The organism is Pseudomonas sp. 8_5_2 (assembly GCF_059295255.1).
In genome coordinates this window covers 5,119,827-5,135,327 of record NZ_CM181238.1, presented here as the reverse complement: position 1 = coordinate 5,135,327, position 15,501 = coordinate 5,119,827, and the positions used below count along the sequence as shown (strand labels likewise).

The following is a 15,501-nucleotide window of genomic DNA, read 5'->3' as shown; positions in this document are numbered from 1 at the left end:
CGATGCGCTTTGCGCTTTTGTCCGGCTTGTGGCTGTGCATGGTGCTGGTGCTGGGTGGCTGCCAGGCCAGCCTGCCGCCATTGCCCGCCTGGCAAAGCAGTGAGGGGCGCAGCGATCCGCAGCTGGGACAGATAATCGATCTTGCCAGTGGCCAGCTGATCAGCCCTGAGCAGTTGCTGCAGCGTCTGGCGGTCGCCCCCCGGGTTCTGGTCGGCGAGAAACATGACAACCCTGACCATCACGCCTTGCAACTCTGGTTGCTGCGGGCCCTGCAGGCTCGGCGTACGCAGGGCAGCCTGCTGCTGGAGATGTTGCAGCCCGAGCAGCAGGCTCGGGTGGACAAGGCTGCCGGGCAGCCGTTGCCGGCAGACCTGCCTAAGGCCCTGGACTGGCGGGAGGGCTGGGATTGGCAGTTTTACGGCCCGATCGTTACTGAAGCCTTGCAAAAACGCGGTGTGCCGTTGCTGGCGGCCAACCTTTCTCCCGCCGAAATGCGCCAGGCCTACCGCCAGCCGGCCGCGTTGGCGGGCGAGCAGTCCAATACGCCAGCGGTGAAAGCCGCCCTGTTGGAAGAGGTGCGCGCGGGGCATTGCGGGATGCTGCCGGAAAGCCAGTTGCCGGCGATGCTGGCCGTGCAACAGCAGCGCGACCGGCGCATGGCCGAGCGCCTGCTGGCCGCGCCGCAGCCGGCAATGCTGTTCGCCGGGGCCTATCACGTGCGCAAGGACCTGGGTGTGCCATTGCACCTGGCCGACCTGGGCGCACAGGGGGAAAGCAAGGTGCTGCTGCTGGCCGAGGTTGGCGAAAAGGTCGAGGCAGCCGAGGCTGACTATGTGTGGTACACGCCGGCGATGCCGCAGCAGGATTACTGCGCTCAGCTGCGACGATAGGACCGGGTGGAATTCAGGCAAAAAAAGACCCGGCAAAAAGCCGGGTCAATAACCGTGATTAGCCTGATGAGGAGATAATCTGAGAGTCCGAACCAGGGGCTCTTAGCTTATCCAACCAGTCTCGCGACCAGTTGCGATAATCATAACGATTCTCATTTTCACGTCAATCCATTTTCACGATTATTTTGGATTTTTTTGTGCCGGGCCTTTCGCATCCAGTTGCTGGTTGAGTGCTTCTTTGCGTTCGAGCGGCAAGTCGTTCCAGTGCATGTCCAGCAGGGCGCCTTCAATGGCATACAACAGCACCTTCGATGCGCGGAACCCTCGTGTCTTCACGGCCTGGTAGGCACCCACCGCGCCCAGGCGGCGCAAATCCGATGCACTGTGGATGCCGGCTGCATGCAGCCACTGCGCAGAGGTCTTGCCAAGGTTCTTCAGATGCTGCAATTCATCGTTCATCTAGCCTCCTTGCGATGGCTGAACGGGTCTTGGGGGATAAATCGCGAGCAGGTCAGAGAGGAGTGTAGCGGGGGTTGGGGAATACGCGGCTTTTTGCCATCGGGGTCGATGAGCTGTTCTGTACCGGCCTCTTCGCGGGCTTGCCCGCGAAGAGGTCAGAGCAGGAGAGTGATGAGGTTAAAGGCCCGGCAGGCGCTGACGAATCTGTTCGATGACCTGGTTCATGCTGCTGGCATCCTGGGTATCGACCCGGGTGCTTTGTTCCAGCTCGTGGGCATCCAGCGGTTCACGGCTGGCCTGCTGGGCCTTGACCACTTCCAGGGTGGCATCCGACGGGTCGGTGTTTTCTGCCTGGCGCTGTTCCAGCCAGCTGGCGATCACCGCGTCCGGTGCGTTGCAGTCGAGGATCAGGAACGGTACGCCGGTCTGGCTTGCAACGTCCGCTGCAGCCTGGCGCTGTTCATGCTTGAGGTATGTAGCATCCAGTACCACCGGGAAGCCGGCGCGCAAAACGGTCGCTGCGACGTCGTGCAGACGTTGGTAAGTGGCGGCACTGGCATCCTTGTCATAAATACCGGCAGTCAGTTGGCCGGCATTGTCTTGTGGCTGTTCGCCAAACATCCGCTTGCGCTCGATATCGGAGCGCACGCGAATGGCCCCCAAGGCCTCGACCAGGCGCATTGCCACGTGGCTTTTGCCCACAGCCGAGACACCATGGGTGATGGCCAGCAGCCGAGAAGGGATGGCGCTGTAGCTTTCCGCCAGGTTGGCGTAGTTGCGGTAGGTGCGCAGGGTGGTGGCCCGTTGCACGCCATCAGCATTGGCCGGCATGCTGAACAGCGCCACCTTGGCCCGCACCATTGCGCGATAGGCTTTGTAGAAGTTGAGCACTTCCAAGCCTTCATAATCGCCGGTCAGCTCCAGGTACTGACTGATGAAGCGTCGTGCCAGGCACTTGAGGCCGCGGTCTTCCAGGTCCATGGCGAGAAAGCCGGTGTCGGCCCAGACATCGGTCATGCGGAAGGGTTCGTTGAACTCGATGCAGTCGAAGATGACTACCTGGTCGTTGATCAGGGTGGCGTTGCCCAAGTGGATGTCGCCATGGCACTCGCGGGTGAAGCCGTTGGCCTTGCGCGAGGCGAACAGGCCTTGCAGCCGCTCGAAACTGCTCCGCGCCCAGGCCTGCAGGTTATCCAGTTGCAGCAGATCGGCCTTATCGCTGAGGAATGGGCGGATCTGCTCGAAGTTCTGCACCACCGGGGCCATCACGCTTTCAGGCGAGCCGTAGGGCTGCTCGGCAGGCACCTTCGGGGTCTGCAGGTGGAATTCGGCAATCTGCCGGGCCATCTGGTCGATGTGCGCGGCATTCAGTTCGCCATTGGCCTGCAGGGTACTGAGCATCTGGCCCTGGGGGAACTGGCGCATCTTCAGCGCATATTCGATAGCCTCGCCTTCGCCACCGATCTGCGGTGCTTCGGCGCTGCCGGTAATCGGCAACACTTCCAGGTACAGGCCTTCGGTAAGGCGCTGGTTCAGGCGCAATTCTTCGTTACAGAAATGCTGGCGCTGGTCCAGGCCAGTGAAGTCGAGAAAGCCGAAGTTCATCGGCTTCTTGACCTTGTAGGCGTACTCGCCGGTGAGCAGCACCCAGGAGATATGCGTCTCGATGAGCTGGAACCCATCCACAGGGTGAGGGTACAGGGCTGGGTTCTGCAACGCAGTGATAAGGGCTTGGCTCACAGGAAAACCTTCCGGGGGCAGGGAATTCGAATGCGCCATTATGGTCAATGGTGCCGTCCCTGCCTACCGCCGGGCCGTCTGCCCAGCCTTTATAAAGTGCGTATAATCCGCCGCCATGACCCGAACCCGAAATTCCCGCACCCCTCAGAAACGCCCGACTGGCCGCTCCCGCGCCTGGCTGGGCTGGGCTTTGAAGCTCAGCCTGGTAGGCCTGGTGATCGTCGCCGGCTTCGCGGTTTACCTCGATGCCGTTGTCCAGGAAAAGTTTTCCGGCAAACGCTGGACCATCCCGGCCAAGGTGTATGCCCGGCCGCTGGAGATGTTCACCGGCCAGAAACTCAGCAAGGCCGACTTCCTCACCGAGCTCGATGCGCTCGGCTACCGGCGTGAAAGCGCGGCCAACGGCCCGGGTGCAGCGGCAGTCAACGGCAATACCGTCGACCTGAACACCCGTGGCTTCCAGTTCTACGAGGGCATGGAACCTGCGCAGTTCGTGCGCGTGCGCTTCTCCGGCGATTATGTGGCTGGCCTCTCCGGCGCCAACGGCAAGTCGCTTGACGTGGTGCGCCTGGAGCCGCTGATGATCGGCGGTATCTACCCGAAAAACCTCGAAGACCGCATCCTGATCAAGATCGACCAGGTGCCCAAATACCTGCTCGAGACCCTGGTAGCGACCGAAGACCGCGATTTCTACAACCACTTCGGTGTATCACCGAAGTCCATTGCCCGGGCGATGTGGGTCAATACCTCGTCCGGCTCGATGCGCCAGGGCGGTAGTACCTTGACCCAGCAGCTGGTGAAGAACTTCTACCTCAGCAGCGAGCGCAGCCTCAGCCGCAAGCTGACCGAGGCGATGATGGCCATGCTGCTGGAGCTGCACTACGACAAGCGTGAAATCCTCGAGGCCTACCTCAACGAGGTGTTTGTCGGTCAGGATGGCCAGCGGGCCGTGCACGGCTTTGGCCTGGCCAGCCAGTTCTTCTTCAGCCAGCCGCTGTCCGAGCTGAAGCTGCACCAGATCGCCTTGCTGGTGGGCATGGTCAAGGGGCCGTCCTATTACAACCCGCGGCGTTACCCTGATCGTGCCCTGGCCCGGCGTAACCTTGTACTTGACCTGGTGGCCGAGCAGGGCGTGGCCAGCCAGGCCGAAGTCGATGCGGCGAAGAAGATGCCGTTGGGCGTGACCAAGCGAGGCAGCCTGGCCGACAGCTCGTTCCCGGCCTTCCTCGACCTGGTCAAGCGCCAGCTGCGCCAGGACTACCGTGACGAAGACTTGACCGAAGAAGGCCTGCGCATCTTCACCAGCTTCGACCCGATTTTGCAGATGAAGGCCGAAACCTCGATGAGCGAGACCTTCAAACGCCTGGCGGGGCGCAAGGGCGCTGACGAGGTGGAGTCGGCGATGGTCGTGACCAATCCGGAAACCGGTGAAGTGCAGGCGCTGATCGGTAGCCGCCAGGCAGGCTACGCTGGTTTCAACCGCGCCATCGACGCCGTCCGGCCTATCGGCTCGCTGGTCAAGCCGTCGGTGTACCTGACCGCGCTGGAACAGCCGAGCAAGTACACCCTGACCAGTTGGGTACAGGATGAACCGTTCTCGGTCAAAGGTGCCGACGGCCAGGTCTGGCGCCCGCAAAACTATGATCGTCGCCCACATGGCACCATCTACCTGTATCAGGGGCTGGCCAACTCCTACAACCTGTCGACTGCCAAGCTTGGCCTGGAAGTCGGCGTGCCCAACGTGATCAAGACCATTGGCCGGCTGGGCGTGAATGTCGACTGGCCGGCGTTCCCGGCAATGCTGCTGGGCGCCGGTGGCATGTCGCCGATGCAGGTCGCGACCATGTACCAGACCATCGCCAACGGCGGCTTCAATACGCCGATGCGCGGTATCCGCAGCGTGCTTACCGCCGAGGGCGAGCCGCTCAAGCGCTATCCGTTCCAGATCCAGCAAACCTTCGATCCGGGGGCCATCTACCTGGTGCAGAACGCCATGCAGCGGGTCATGCGCGAAGGCACCGGGCGCTCGGTGTACAACACCTTGCCGCGTTCGCTGACCCTGGCTGGCAAGACCGGTACCAGTAACGATTCGCGCGACAGCTGGTTCTCCGGCTTCAGCCAGGACCTTTTGGCGGTGGTCTGGATGGGCCGTGACGATAACGGTAAAACACCGTTTACCGGCGCCACCGGTGCCCTGCAGGTGTGGACCAGCTTCATGAAGAAAGCCGACCCCCTGCCGCTGGACATGCCGCAGCCGGACAACGTGGTGCAGGCCTGGATCGACCCCTACAGTGGCCATGGGTCTGATGGCAGCTGTCCGGGAGCCGTGCAGATGCCGTATATTCGCGGGAGTGAACCGCCCGCCGGCGCGACCTGTGGCGGCGAACAGAATCCGGCAGAATCAGTCATGGACTGGGTCAAAGGCTGGATGAATTAAGCGCAGGCTGCATTGATGAGGTGTTACGTGAACAAGTGGCTGTTTCCTGCCGTGACGGCGCTGGTTGTGCTCCAGGGCTGCTCCAGTGTCCAGCGCGGCAATATTCCGGTGGTCGACTCGAGCACCCGCGTGTCCAACAGCGAACGTGTAACGGCCAACCGCTCGGCGGGTGGCTACAATGCGGGCACTGCGCAAGCGCAGACGCTGCCAGAAGACTCTGGCGTCACCGTGATGATCCCGCAGGGTGCTGGCGCTTCAGGCATCCAGACGTTCCCGGCGGCCAATGGCGCGGCGCCCATCAGCACCTCGCCGATCACCCCGGGGCCAATTACCCCAGGCCCGGTCAGTTCGGCGCCGATGACCACCAACCCCAACCCGATCGCCGATGAACCGTTCGATATCGCCTCGATGAATAGCGCTCCGGCGAGCACCAGCGCGCCAACCGGCATTCCGCGCAGCAACACCGCTGCCGGTGGCCTGTCGGCCGATGAACAGCTGGACGGCCCGGTGCTGGCGCTGCTGACCACCGCGAAAACCCAGCAGGGCAGCGGTGATTTCAACGGTGCCGCGTCGAGCCTCGAGCGCGCCCAGCGCATTGCCCCGCGCGAGCCGCAGGTGCTGTATCGCCTGGCCCAGGTGCGGCTGTCGCAGGGTGATGCAGCGCAAGCCGAGCAGCTGGCGCGTCGGGCCCTCACGTATGCCAACGGTCGCCCAAGCCTGCAGGCTGCGCTGTGGAACACCATTGCCCAGGCCCGTGAAAAGCAGGGTGACAGCGCAGGTGCGGCATTGGCCCGTCAAAAAGCCCAGGTCAATTCGTGATGATCGAGCAACGCATTCTGGATATTGCCGACAACCTGCTGCTGATCGAGCGTGAGCTTCAGGTGCAGGGCTGGTGGGATGACGAACCACCAAGCGACGAGGCGCTGGACAGCACGGTGCCGTTTGCCGTTGATACGCTGAGCTTCGAACAGTGGCTGCAATGGATCTTCCTGCCGCGCATGAAGATCATCATTGAGCTGGGCCAGCAGCTACCCAACGCCTCCGGCATTCTGGTCATGGCAGAAACCGTGTTTACCGACCGACCAGAACAAAGTCGCGAGCTGCGCCGCCTGTTGGCAGCTTTTGATCAATTGATAGCTGCTTCCGCCTGATTTCTTCCGTTTTTCGTTCAAGGGCCGCAGATTGTGGCCCTTTTTTGTGGAAATCTTATTTATTCTGCTGCTGAAGCGATTTTTAGTGGTGGCAGTGGTTCATCTTGAGGAAAAATTGGCAATAATTTTTCTTGACTTGTACGCCGCAAATCACAAGAATCCAACTTCCGCTGTAGAGGGACTGCCAGAAGCAGACCCGCTAAGCAGATCATGAGGCGCACACCCGCGCCGACCTGTAACACCCCGCAACGCGTTACCTCGCGCTGGGTGGGAAAACCCCGCAACACTCTGGGGCGCTCCCAATACTTGCTCAGTCAGTGCTGACGTTCGCTCGTGCTCTGCTTGGCAGTAAACCTATTAAGACCCGTCCACTAGGGACGGTATTCTGGCGTTTTAGAGGTGAACAACGTGGAGCTTTTATCCGGCGGTGAGATGATCGTCCGCTTCTTGCGTGACGAAGGCGTCAAGCATATCTATGGGTACCCTGGTGGTGCTCTCCTGCATGTTTACGACGCACTGTTCAAAGAACCGGAAGTGGAACACATCCTGGTTCGTCACGAGCAGGCGGCAACCCATATGGCGGACGGCTACGCCCGCGCCACCGGCAAGGCCGGTGTGGTGCTGGTAACCTCCGGCCCGGGTGCGACCAATGCCATTACCGGCATTGCCACTGCCTATATGGACTCGATTCCGATGGTCATTCTGTCCGGCCAGGTGCCTAGCACCATGGTGGGTACCGATGCCTTCCAGGAAACCGACATGATCGGTATCTCGCGGCCGATCGTGAAGCACAGCTTCATGATCAAGAACCCGACCGAGATCCCTGAAGTTCTGAAAAAAGCTTTCTACCTGGCGCAATCCGGTCGCCCAGGTCCGGTCGTGGTCGACATTCCAAAAGATATGACCAACCCGGCCGAGAAGTTCGAATACGTCTACCCGAAAAAGGTCAAGCTGCGCTCCTACAGCCCTGCGGTCCGCGGCCACTCCGGCCAGATCCGCAAGGCCGCCGAGATGCTGCTGGCTGCCAAGCGCCCGATCGTATATTCCGGTGGTGGTGTGATCCTGGGCGGTGGCTCCGAGTCCCTCACCGAAATCGCCAAGTCGCTCAACCTGCCAGTCACCAACACCCTGATGGGGCTGGGTGGCTTCCCGGGTACCGATCGCCAGTTCCTGGGCATGCTCGGCATGCACGGCAGCTTCACCGCCAACATGGCCATGCACAATGCCGACGTGATCCTCGCCGTCGGTGCGCGTTTCGACGACCGCGTAGTCAATGGCCCGGCCAAGTTCTGCCCGAACGCCAAAATCATCCACATCGACATCGACCCGGCGTCGATCTCCAAGATGATCAAGGCCGACGTGCCAATCGTAGGTCCGGTCGACAGCGTGCTCGGCGAAATGCTCGGCATCCTCAAGGAAATCGGCGAGCAGCCTGAAAAGGCGGCGCTGGATGCCTGGTGGAAGCAGATCGACGAATGGCGTGGCGATGGCGAGATGTTCCCTTACGACAAGGGCGACGGCAACGTCATCAAGCCGCAGAAAGTCATCGAAACCCTGTGCGAAGTGACTCATGGCGATGCTTTTGTCACCTCCGACGTGGGCCAGCACCAGATGTTCGCGGCGCAGTACTACCGCTTCAACAAGCCGAACCGCTGGATCAACTCCGGTGGCCTGGGCACCATGGGCTTCGGCTTCCCGGCGGCGATGGGCGTAAAGCTCAGCTTCCCCGACCAGGACGTGGCCTGCGTGACCGGCGAAGGCAGTATCCAGATGAACATCCAGGAACTGTCCACCTGCATGCAGTACGGCCTGCCGGTGAAAATCGTCAACCTGAACAACGGTGTGTTGGGTATGGTCCGCCAGTGGCAGGACATGGCCTACAACGGTCGTCACTCGCACTCGTACGTCGAGTCGCTGCCTGACTTCATCAAGCTGGCCGAGGCCTATGGCCATGTGGGTATCCGCATCACCAGCCTGAAGGACCTCAAGCCGAAGCTGGAAGAAGCATTTGCGATGAAGGACCGCCTGGTGTTCATCGACATCGCGGTTGACCGCAGTGAGCATGTCTATCCGATGCAGATCAAGGATGGCTCGATGCGTGACATGTGGCTGAGCAAGACGGAGCGTACCTGATATGCGGCACATCATTTCCCTGCTGCTGGAAAACGAACCTGGTGCGTTGTCCCGTGTGGTCGGCCTGTTCTCCCAGCGCAACTACAACATTGAAAGCCTGACCGTGGCGCCGACCGAAGACCCGACCCTGTCGCGTCTGACGCTGACCACAGTTGGCCATGACGAGGTGATCGAACAGATCACCAAGAACCTGAACAAGCTGGTTGAAGTGGTCAAGCTTGTCGACCTGTCGGAGAGCGCTCACATCGAGCGTGAACTGATGTTGGTCAAGGTCAAGGCCACCGGTGCCCAGCGTGCCGAGATCAAGCGCACCACGGACATCTTCCGTGGCCAGATCGTCGACGTTACCGCCAGCGTGTACACCGTGCAGCTGAGTGGTACCAGCGACAAACTGGACAGCTTCATCCAGGCGATCGGCACTGCATCGATTCTCGAAACCGTGCGCAGCGGCGTTACCGGCATTGCCCGTGGCGACAAAGTGCTCAGCATCTAAATTCAAAAATTAGCGATGGCTCCGCAGGGGCCGAGATATAACCAGGGGTATTTTCATGAAAGTTTTCTACGATAAAGACTGCGACCTTTCCATCATCCAGGGTAAGAAAGTCGCCATCATCGGTTACGGCTCCCAGGGCCACGCTCAGGCGTGCAACCTGAAAGACTCCGGTGTAGACGTTACTGTCGGTCTGCGTAAAGGTTCGGCTACTGTTGCCAAGGCTGAAGCCCACGGCCTGAAAGTTGCCGACGTTGCCTCCGCCGTCGCTGCCGCCGACCTGGTCATGATCCTGACCCCGGACGAGTTCCAGGGCGCTCTGTACAAGAACGAGATCGAACCGAACATCAAGAAGGGCGCTACCCTGGCCTTCTCCCACGGCTTCTCGATCCACTACAACCAGGTTGTTCCGCGTGCCGACCTCGACGTGATCATGATCGCGCCGAAAGCCCCGGGCCACACTGTTCGCTCCGAGTTCGTCAAAGGCGGCGGCATCCCTGACCTGATCGCCATCTACCAGGACGCCTCGGGCAACGCCAAGAACGTCGCCCTGTCCTACGCCGCTGGCGTCGGTGGCGGCCGTACCGGCATCATCGAAACCACCTTCAAGGACGAGACCGAAACCGACCTGTTCGGTGAGCAGGCTGTTCTGTGTGGCGGTACCGTCGAGCTGGTCAAAGCCGGTTTCGAAACCCTGGTTGAAGCTGGCTACGCGCCGGAAATGGCCTACTTCGAGTGCCTGCACGAGCTGAAGCTGATCGTTGACCTCATGTACGAAGGCGGCATCGCCAACATGAACTACTCGATCTCCAACAATGCCGAGTACGGTGAGTACGTTACCGGTCCGGAAGTCATCAACGAAGAATCCCGCAAGGCCATGCGCAACGCTCTGAAGCGCATCCAGGACGGCGAGTACGCGAAGATGTTCATCTCCGAAGGTGCTACCAACTACCCATCGATGACTGCCAAGCGCCGCAACAACGCTTCGCACGGCATCGAGATCATCGGCGAGCAACTGCGCTCGATGATGCCTTGGATCTCGGCGAACAAAATCGTCGACAAAGCCAAGAACTAAGTTTTATCGCATCATGAAAAACGCGGCTTCGGCCGCGTTTTTTCGTTCTGGCAGTCAGCTTCTGGTATAAAGCAGACCAGTGGCCTGCTGTCAGAACCTGTTTCGCCGGCCCGTGTCGAACATTTTCCATCCTGTTGCAAGGTACCCTCCATGAGCGAACGTCCCGAAGAGCCGAACAAGCCCTCCGACGCCGAAAGCCTGCTACCTGTCGATGAGCACGTTGAAGAAGGGCATGACGCGGAAGGTCGCAAGGTGCGCCACCGCGGCATCTACCTGCTGCCCAACCTGTTCACCACCGCCAACCTGTTTGCCGGCTTTTATTCCATCATCAACTCCATGAGCGCGCAGAGCGCCCTGAGTGCGGGTGACCCGCGCGAGGCGAGCAAGTACTTCGCCTTTGCCGCCATCGCCATCTTCGTGGCCATGGTGCTCGACGGCCTGGATGGCCGCGTTGCGCGGATGACCAATACCCAGAGTGCCTTCGGCGCCGAGTACGACTCGCTGTCGGATATGGTCGCCTTTGGCGTGGCCCCGGCGTTACTGGCATTTGGCTGGGCACTGGGTGACATGGGCAAGGTCGGCTGGATGGTCGCCTTCATCTATGTAGCCGGTGCGGCACTGCGCCTGGCCCGGTTCAATACCCAGGTCGGCACCGCCGACAAGCGCTACTTCATCGGCCTGGCCAGCCCGGCTGCTGCGGGTGTGGTGGCCGGTACCGTATGGGCGTTCAGTGACTACGGCATCCAGGGCTCCAAGCTGTCGTTCCTGGTGGCGTTGCTGGTGGCTGCTGCCGGCATGCTGATGGTCAGCAACATCAAGTACAACAGCTTCAAGGAGCTTGACCTGAAGGGCCGTGTGCCGTTCGTGGCGATCCTTGCCGTGGTGCTGGTGTTTGCGGTGGTGTTCAGCGATCCGCCGCGTATCCTGCTGCTGATCTTCCTCGCCTATGCAGCGTCGGGCCCTGTCCAGTTCCTGCTCAAGGCCCGCCGGCGTAAAGGGTGACAAACATTTAATGCTGGAATAACCCTCCGGCTCCATAGTCTTACTGGTATACCCTTTACCAGTGCTATGGAGCCGACCATGCTCATCAAGCTTCCCAGGTCTTCCGAGTGCAAGGCGTCGGAGATCACCCCCGAAGGCATTTACCTTTCCCGTCGCACCTTGCTGGGTGGCGCCATGGCTGGCCTTGCCCTGGGTTCACTGCCAGGCAGGGTGAGTGCAGCCGAAGCCTCCCGCTATGCCGATGTACAGGCCGGTACTCCGCCAAGCTGGTTCACCGACAAACTTGCAGCCACGCGCTGGCAAGCGGTAACAGTGAAGGACGAAGCGATCACGCCGTTCAAGGATGCTACCCACTACAACAACTTCTATGAGTTCGGGCCTGACAAGGGCGATCCGGCGGCCAATGGCGGCAGCCTCAAGACCGAGCCCTGGTCGGTGGTGGTGGATGGAGAAGTCGGCAAGCCTGGGCGCTATGCGCTTGAGGACTTCGTCAAACCCTACCAGCTTGAAGAACGCATCTACCGACTGCGCTGTGTCGAAGCCTGGTCGATGGTCATTCCCTGGCTGGGTATTCCCTTGGCGCAGGTGCTCAAGCAGGTTGAGCCCACCTCCAATGCGCGCTATGTGCGGTTCGAGACCTTGAAGGACCCAGAGCATATGCCTGGGCAGCGTTCGGGGTTCGCCCTGATCGACTGGCCTTATAGAGAGGGGTTGCGCCTGGACGAGGCGATGCATCCCTTGGCCATCCTGGCAGTGGGCATGTATGGCCGGGAGCTGGCCAATCAGAATGGCGCCCCATTGCGGCTGGTGGTGCCGTGGAAATATGGCTTCAAGAGCATCAAGTCTATCGTGCGCATCAGCCTGGTTGCCGAACAGCCTGGTACTACCTGGGAAGGGTTGGCGCCGGATGAATATGGTTTTTATGCCAACGTGAACCCGACAGTCGATCACCCTCGCTGGAGCCAGGCGCGTGAGCGTCGGCTGCCCAGCGGGTTGTTCAGCCCGAATGTGCGTGAGACACAGATGTTCAATGGCTACGCCGATGAGGTGGCGTCGCTGTATGCCGGGCTTGATCTGCGGAAGAACTACTGATGCGCTATCCCTGGTTTCGCCTGGCCATCTTTGTTGTGGGGTGCCTGTTCCCGGCGTGGTGGTTATATGAGGCTGCGATGAATCTGCTCGGGCCGGATCCTGGGAAGATCATCATGGACCGTCTTGGGCTTGGGGCGCTTACCTTTCTTTTGATTACCCTGAGCATGACCCCGCTGCAGAAGCTGACGGGATGGTCGGGCTGGGTCGTGGTGCGTCGGCAGCTGGGGCTGTGGGTGTTTGCCTATATCGTGCTGCATATCCTGGCCTACCTGTTCTTTATTCTCGGGCTGGACTGGGGGCAGTTGGCGGTGGAGTTGCGCAAGCGGCCTTACATAATAGTGGGGGCGCTGGGGTTCCTTGGGTTGCTGGCGTTGGCGGTTACCTCCAACCGGTATAGCCAGCGGCGTTTGGGGGCGCGGTGGAAGAAGCTGCACAGGCTGGTGTATGCGGTGTTGGGGTTGGGGTTACTGCATTTTTTGTGGATTGTTCGTTCGGATCTGCGGGAGTGGGCGATTTATGCGTTTATTGGGGTGGTGTTGATGGGGTTGAGGATTCCAGCGGTTTCGCGGGGGTTGGCAAGGTTGGTCAGGAAGCAGGGTAGGGCGGTTTGATGATGGGGTAGGTTGCGGGGTGCCTGTCTTGGGATCGAGTTGGGTTTGAAAGGTGCTCGCCTTTGTTTCTTTGGCGCCTATCAGATCGAGCGCTGAAGGGGTTGTGGCGAGCACCTGTTAGCCCTGATGCGGTCTTTTCCCCTTATATTTCACTTTCTTGAAATTAAAGGTTGACGCCCTTTCGAATCCCCTTATAATGCGCCCCACTTCCAGCGACAACGGAACGACAAACTCCTTGAGATTCAACGAGTTAGGTGGTTCAGGCGATGCTGTAAGGGCTTCGATCGAAAGATCGGCAGCGGTGATAGAGGCAGTTGACAGCGGATTTAAACGCTGTATTATTCGCCTCCCGCTACGAGAGATCGCAGCGAGCCAAGTGTTTGAAGCTAAACGAGTTTCTCGGAAAAAACTTCAAAATAAACGCTTGACAGGCTCTGAGGAAAGCGTAGAATGCGCGCCTCGGTTGAGACGAAAAGCTCTTAACCTAACGCTCTTTAACAAATTGAATCAAGCAATTCGTGTGGGTGCTTGTGAGTACGGACTGATAGTCAAAAAGATTATCAGCATCACAAGTGACCATGCGAGAAATCACATAGTCATTTGAGATTGCTGAGCCAAGTTTAGGGTTTCTTAAAAACCCAAGCAGTATTGAACTGAAGAGTTTGATCATGGCTCAGATTGAACGCTGGCGGCAGGCCTAACACATGCAAGTCGAGCGGATGACGGGAGCTTGCTCCTGGATTCAGCGGCGGACGGGTGAGTAATGCCTAGGAATCTGCCTGGTAGTGGGGGACAACGTTTCGAAAGGAACGCTAATACCGCATACGTCCTACGGGAGAAAGCAGGGGACCTTCGGGCCTTGCGCTATCAGATGAGCCTAGGTCGGATTAGCTAGTTGGTGGGGTAATGGCTCACCAAGGCGACGATCCGTAACTGGTCTGAGAGGATGATCAGTCACACTGGAACTGAGACACGGTCCAGACTCCTACGGGAGGCAGCAGTGGGGAATATTGGACAATGGGCGAAAGCCTGATCCAGCCATGCCGCGTGTGTGAAGAAGGTCTTCGGATTGTAAAGCACTTTAAGTTGGGAGGAAGGGCAGTAAGCGAATACCTTGCTGTTTTGACGTTACCGACAGAATAAGCACCGGCTAACTCTGTGCCAGCAGCCGCGGTAATACAGAGGGTGCAAGCGTTAATCGGAATTACTGGGCGTAAAGCGCGCGTAGGTGGTTTGTTAAGTTGGATGTGAAAGCCCCGGGCTCAACCTGGGAACTGCATCCAAAACTGGCAAGCTAGAGTACGGTAGAGGGTGGTGGAATTTCCTGTGTAGCGGTGAAATGCGTAGATATAGGAAGGAACACCAGTGGCGAAGGCGACCACCTGGACTGATACTGACACTGAGGTGCGAAAGCGTGGGGAGCAAACAGGATTAGATACCCTGGTAGTCCACGCCGTAAACGATGTCAACTAGCCGTTGGAATCCTTGAGATTTTAGTGGCGCAGCTAACGCATTAAGTTGACCGCCTGGGGAGTACGGCCGCAAGGTTAAAACTCAAATGAATTGACGGGGGCCCGCACAAGCGGTGGAGCATGTGGTTTAATTCGAAGCAACGCGAAGAACCTTACCAGGCCTTGACATGCAGAGAACTTTCCAGAGATGGATTGGTGCCTTCGGGAACTCTGACACAGGTGCTGCATGGCTGTCGTCAGCTCGTGTCGTGAGATGTTGGGTTAAGTCCCGTAACGAGCGCAACCCTTGTCCTTAGTTACCAGCACGTTATGGTGGGCACTCTAAGGAGACTGCCGGTGACAAACCGGAGGAAGGTGGGGATGACGTCAAGTCATCATGGCCCTTACGGCCTGGGCTACACACGTGCTACAATGGTCGGTACAGAGGGTTGCCAAGCCGCGAGGTGGAGCTAATCTCACAAAACCGATCGTAGTCCGGATCGCAGTCTGCAACTCGACTGCGTGAAGTCGGAATCGCTAGTAATCGCGAATCAGAATGTCGCGGTGAATACGTTCCCGGGCCTTGTACACACCGCCCGTCACACCATGGGAGTGGGTTGCACCAGAAGTAGCTAGTCTAACCTTCGGGAGGACGGTTACCACGGTGTGATTCATGACTGGGGTGAAGTCGTAACAAGGTAGCCGTAGGGGAACCTGCGGCTGGATCACCTCCTTAATCGACGACATCAGCCTGCTGATGAGCACCCACACGAATTGCTTGATTCATTGTCGAAGGCGATCGAGGCCCTTGCCGGTCTCTCGTTGTTCCTGATCAGAACTCAGAAATGAACATTCGTGACTGAATGCTGATTTCTGACTTTTGTCAGATCGTTCTTTAAAAATTCGGATATGTGATAGAAATAGACTGAACACCAGTTTCACTGCTGGTGGATCAGGCTAAGGTAAAATT

Annotated in this window: 12 protein-coding genes and 1 rRNA gene; 11 read left to right on the top strand and 2 right to left on the bottom strand. The window is 59.1% G+C overall.

Annotation, left to right across the window (positions count from 1 at the left end):
- The first annotated feature begins 2 nt into the window (after positions 1 to 2).
- The gene (locus AC5O5R_RS23505) at positions 3 to 890 is read left to right on the top strand and encodes a ChaN family lipoprotein (protein ID WP_172227605.1); all 888 of its coding nucleotides are present in this window, start codon (positions 3 to 5) and stop codon (positions 888 to 890) included.
- A gap of 180 nt (positions 891 to 1,070) precedes the next feature.
- Here AC5O5R_RS23505 and AC5O5R_RS23500 read toward each other — a convergent pair whose 3' ends face one another.
- Together AC5O5R_RS23500 and AC5O5R_RS23495 are read right to left on the bottom strand one after the other, a co-directional pair.
- On the bottom strand, positions 1,071 to 1,349 hold the full coding sequence (locus AC5O5R_RS23500) for a TfoX/Sxy family protein (protein WP_172227607.1): 279 nt from the start codon (positions 1,347 to 1,349) through the stop codon (positions 1,071 to 1,073).
- Positions 1,350 to 1,526: 177 nt separating this feature from the next.
- Complete coding sequence (locus AC5O5R_RS23495) at positions 1,527 to 3,089, bottom strand: bifunctional aminoglycoside phosphotransferase/ATP-binding protein (RefSeq protein ID WP_172227609.1); 1,563 nt, start codon at positions 3,087 to 3,089, stop codon at positions 1,527 to 1,529.
- Positions 3,090 to 3,204: 115 nt separating this feature from the next.
- Here AC5O5R_RS23495 and mrcB point away from each other — a divergent pair, with 115 nt between their 5' ends.
- The 10 genes from mrcB to AC5O5R_RS23445 all read left to right on the top strand — a co-directional run bounded on the left by mrcB (position 3,205) and on the right by AC5O5R_RS23445 (position 15,267).
- On the top strand, positions 3,205 to 5,526 hold the full coding sequence (gene mrcB / locus AC5O5R_RS23490; protein ID WP_172287415.1) for a penicillin-binding protein 1B: 2,322 nt from the start codon (positions 3,205 to 3,207) through the stop codon (positions 5,524 to 5,526).
- Between the two features lie 15 nt (positions 5,527 to 5,541).
- The gene (locus AC5O5R_RS23485) at positions 5,542 to 6,345 is read left to right on the top strand and encodes a tetratricopeptide repeat protein (protein ID WP_172232065.1); all 804 of its coding nucleotides are present in this window, start codon (positions 5,542 to 5,544) and stop codon (positions 6,343 to 6,345) included.
- The gene (locus tag AC5O5R_RS23480; RefSeq protein ID WP_172232067.1) at positions 6,345 to 6,677 is read left to right on the top strand and encodes a YqcC family protein; all 333 of its coding nucleotides are present in this window, start codon (positions 6,345 to 6,347) and stop codon (positions 6,675 to 6,677) included. The genes AC5O5R_RS23485 and AC5O5R_RS23480 overlap by 1 nt, the downstream gene beginning before the upstream one ends.
- Before the next feature lie 408 nt (positions 6,678 to 7,085).
- Positions 7,086 to 8,810 (top strand): acetolactate synthase 3 large subunit, encoded by a 1,725-nt coding sequence (locus AC5O5R_RS23475; RefSeq protein WP_172288354.1) that lies wholly within the window; start codon positions 7,086 to 7,088, stop codon positions 8,808 to 8,810.
- A 1-nt stretch (position 8,811) separates the two neighbouring features.
- On the top strand, positions 8,812 to 9,303 hold the full coding sequence (gene ilvN, locus AC5O5R_RS23470; RefSeq protein WP_003250040.1) for an acetolactate synthase small subunit: 492 nt from the start codon (positions 8,812 to 8,814) through the stop codon (positions 9,301 to 9,303).
- A 55-nt stretch (positions 9,304 to 9,358) separates the two neighbouring features.
- Positions 9,359 to 10,375 carry a ketol-acid reductoisomerase gene (gene ilvC / locus AC5O5R_RS23465; RefSeq protein WP_172230917.1) on the top strand — a complete coding sequence of 339 codons (1,017 nt, stop codon included), beginning with the start codon at positions 9,359 to 9,361 and terminating at the stop codon, positions 10,373 to 10,375.
- A 150-nt stretch (positions 10,376 to 10,525) separates the two neighbouring features.
- A complete protein-coding gene (gene pssA, locus AC5O5R_RS23460) occupies positions 10,526 to 11,377 on the top strand; it encodes a CDP-diacylglycerol--serine O-phosphatidyltransferase (protein ID WP_172230914.1) in 852 nt (283 codons plus the stop codon).
- Positions 11,378 to 11,455: 78 nt separating this feature from the next.
- The gene (gene msrP / locus AC5O5R_RS23455) at positions 11,456 to 12,469 is read left to right on the top strand and encodes a protein-methionine-sulfoxide reductase catalytic subunit MsrP (RefSeq protein ID WP_172230911.1); all 1,014 of its coding nucleotides are present in this window, start codon (positions 11,456 to 11,458) and stop codon (positions 12,467 to 12,469) included.
- Entirely contained in the window at positions 12,469 to 13,080 is a 612-nt protein-coding gene (gene msrQ, locus AC5O5R_RS23450) for a protein-methionine-sulfoxide reductase heme-binding subunit MsrQ (RefSeq protein WP_172230908.1), read from the top strand. The genes msrP and msrQ overlap by 1 nt, the downstream gene beginning before the upstream one ends.
- Before the next feature lie 650 nt (positions 13,081 to 13,730).
- A 16S ribosomal RNA gene (locus AC5O5R_RS23445) occupies positions 13,731 to 15,267 on the top strand.
- The last annotated feature ends 234 nt before the right edge of the window (positions 15,268 to 15,501 follow it).